The following is a 3,511-nucleotide window of genomic DNA, read 5'->3' as shown; positions in this document are numbered from 1 at the left end:
CTAGTTTATCGAATTTTGCTGAAATATCCAAGATGTTCCCGATATAAAGAAAGCTTGGCTATGACACCAAGCAGAAGATATAGTAAAAGAAAACACAAAAAAAACGAAAACATGATCGTTTCGTTTACATTAATGGCGGTCCGGACGGGACTCGAACCCGCGACCTCCTGCGTGACAGGCAGGCATTCTAACCAACTGAACTACCGGACCATTTTAAAATTTGGTTGCGGGGGCAGGATTTGAACCTGCGACCTTCGGGTTATGAGCCCGACGAGCTACCGAACTGCTCCACACCGCGATGATAAAAGTAATGCTTGGCGGCGTCCTACTCTCACAGGGGGAAACCCCCGACTACCATCGGCGCTGAAGAGCTTAACTTCCGTGTTCGGTATGGGAACGGGTGTGACCTCTTCGCTATCGCCACCAAACAAATTGAGAGTGTTCTCTCAAAACTAGATAACAGGTGTGACATCATTCAAATATGGTTAAGTCCTCGATCGATTAGTATCTGTCAGCTCCATGTGTCGCCACACTTCCACCTCAGACCTATCAACCTGATCATCTTTCAGGGATCTTACTTCCTTGCGGAATGGGAAATCTCATCTTGAGGGGGGCTTCATGCTTAGATGCTTTCAGCACTTATCCCGTCCGCACATAGCTACCCAGCGATGCCCTTGGCAGAACAACTGGTACACCAGCGGTGCGTCCATCCCGGTCCTCTCGTACTAAGGACAGCTCCTCTCAAATTTCCTGCGCCCGCGACGGATAGGGACCGAACTGTCTCACGACGTTCTGAACCCAGCTCGCGTACCGCTTTAATGGGCGAACAGCCCAACCCTTGGGACCGACTACAGCCCCAGGATGCGATGAGCCGACATCGAGGTGCCAAACCTCCCCGTCGATGTGGACTCTTGGGGGAGATAAGCCTGTTATCCCCGGGGTAGCTTTTATCCGTTGAGCGATGGCCCTTCCATGCGGAACCACCGGATCACTAAGCCCGACTTTCGTCCCTGCTCGACTTGTAGGTCTCGCAGTCAAGCTCCCTTGTGCCTTTACACTCTGCGAATGATTTCCAACCATTCTGAGGGAACCTTTGGGCGCCTCCGTTACCTTTTAGGAGGCGACCGCCCCAGTCAAACTGCCCACCTGACACTGTCTCCCCGCCCGATAAGGGCGGCGGGTTAGAAGGTCAATACAGCCAGGGTAGTATCCCACCGATGCCTCCACCGAAGCTGGCGCTCCGGTTTCCAAGGCTCCTACCTATCCTGTACAAGCTGTACCAACATTCAATATCAGGCTGCAGTAAAGCTCCACGGGGTCTTTCCGTCCTGTCGCGGGTAACCTGCATCTTCACAGGTACTATAATTTCACCGAGTCTCTCGTTGAGACAGTGCCCAGATCGTTGCGCCTTTCGTGCGGGTCGGAACTTACCCGACAAGGAATTTCGCTACCTTAGGACCGTTATAGTTACGGCCGCCGTTTACTGGGGCTTCAATTCGCACCTTCGCTTACGCTAAGCGCTCCTCTTAACCTTCCAGCACCGGGCAGGCGTCAGCCCCTATACTTCGCCTTACGGCTTCGCAGAGACCTGTGTTTTTGCTAAACAGTCGCCTGGGCCTATTCACTGCGGCTCTCTCGGGCTTGCACCCTAACAGAGCACCCCTTCTCCCGAAGTTACGGGGTCATTTTGCCGAGTTCCTTAACGAGAGTTCTCTCGATCACCTTAGGATTCTCTCCTCGCCTACCTGTGTCGGTTTGCGGTACGGGCACCTCTCACCTCGCTAGAGGCTTTTCTTGGCAGTGTGGAATCAGGAACTTCGCTACTATATTTCGCTCGCCATCACAGCTCAGCCTTATGGGAAACGGATTTGCCTATTTCCCAGCCTAACTGCTTGGACGCGGATATCCAATACCGCGCTTACCCTATCCTCCTGCGTCCCCCCATTGCTCAAATGGTGAGGAGGTGGTACAGGAATATCAACCTGTTGTCCATCGCCTACGCCTTTCGGCCTCGGCTTAGGTCCAGACTAACCCTGAGCGGACGAGCCTTCCTCAGGAAACCTTGGGCTTTCGACGGAGGGGATTCTCACCCCTCTTTTCGCTACTCACACCGGCATTCTCACTTCCAAGCGCTCCACGGCTCCTCACGATACCGCTTCACTGCTGCTTGGAACGCTCCCCTACCATCCCTTACGGGATCCATAGCTTCGGTGGTATGTTTAGCCCCGTTACATTTTCGGCGCGGCGTCACTCGACTAGTGAGCTATTACGCACTCTTTGAATGGTGGCTGCTTCTAAGCCAACATCCTAGTTGTCTGTGCAACGCCACATCCTTTTCCACTTAACATACACTTGGGGACCTTAGCTGATGGTCTGGGCTGTTTCCCTTTCGACTACGGATCTTATCACTCGCAGTCTGACTCCCAAGGATAAGTCATTGGCATTCGGAGTTTGACTGAATTCGGTAACCCGGTAGGGGCCCCTAGTCCAATCAGTGCTCTACCTCCAAGACTCTTACCTTGAGGCTAGCCCTAAAGCTATTTCGGAGAGAACCAGCTATCTCCAGGTTCGATTGGCATTTCACCCCTACCCACACCTCATCCCCGCACTTTTCAACGTGCGTGGGTTCGGGCCTCCATTCAGTGTTACCTGAACTTCACCCTGGACATGGGTAGATCACCTGGTTTCGGGTCTACGACCACGTACTCATGCGCCCTATTCAGACTCGCTTTCGCTGCGGCTCCGCATCTTCTGCTTAACCTTGCACGGGATCGTAACTCGCCGGTTCATTCTACAAAAGGCACGCCATCACCCGTTAACGGGCTCTGACTACTTGTAGGCACACGGTTTCAGGATCTCTTTCACTCCCCTTCCGGGGTGCTTTTCACCTTTCCCTCACGGTACTGGTTCACTATCGGTCACTAGGGAGTATTTAGCCTTGGGAGATGGTCCTCCCGGATTCCGACGGAATTTCACGTGTTCCGCCGTACTCAGGATCCACTCAGGAGAGAACGAAGTTTTGACTACAGGGCTGTTACCTCCTATGGCGGGCCTTTCCAGACCTCTTCATCTACCTCGTTCCTTTGTAACTCCGTACAGAGTGTCCTACAACCCCAAGAGGCAAGCCTCTTGGTTTGGGCTGATCCCGTTTCGCTCGCCGCTACTCAGGGAATCGCATTTGCTTTCTCTTCCTCCGGGTACTTAGATGTTTCAGTTCCCCGGGTCTGCCTTCTCATATCCTATGAATTCAGATATGGATACCACTCCATTACGAGTGGTGGGTTTCCCCATTCGGAAATCTCCGGATCAAAGCTTGCTTACAGCTCCCCGAAGCATATCGGTGTTCGTCCCGTCCTTCATCGGCTCCTAGTGCCAAGGCATCCACCGTGCGCCCTTATTAACTTAACCTTATTTTGGCCTTTCGACCTAACTCATTAAATATTCACAGCGTTTCGGTTTATTTTCTTGTTACTATCTATATGTAATTACTTACATATGGAATTTGATATAG

Annotated in this window: 2 tRNA genes and 2 rRNA genes; all 4 read right to left on the bottom strand. The window is 52.3% G+C overall.

Going from position 1 to position 3,511, the window contains the following annotated elements:
* Nucleotides 1-133 precede the first annotated feature (133 nt).
* Nucleotides 134-210 (bottom strand) — tRNA-Asp (locus tag SM447_RS29135).
* Between the two features lie 11 nt (nucleotides 211-221).
* A tRNA-Met gene (locus SM447_RS29130) sits at nucleotides 222-298 on the bottom strand.
* 14 nt (nucleotides 299-312) lie between these two features.
* A 5S ribosomal RNA gene (gene rrf, locus SM447_RS29125) occupies nucleotides 313-428 on the bottom strand.
* 53 nt (nucleotides 429-481) lie between these two features.
* A 23S ribosomal RNA gene (locus tag SM447_RS29120) occupies nucleotides 482-3,408 on the bottom strand.
* Nucleotides 3,409-3,511 lie beyond the last annotated feature (103 nt).

This window comes from Micromonospora aridisoli, from assembly GCF_056150025.1.
Note: the sequence above shows the minus strand (reverse complement) of the source record. Positions and strands in the feature narration are given on the sequence as shown.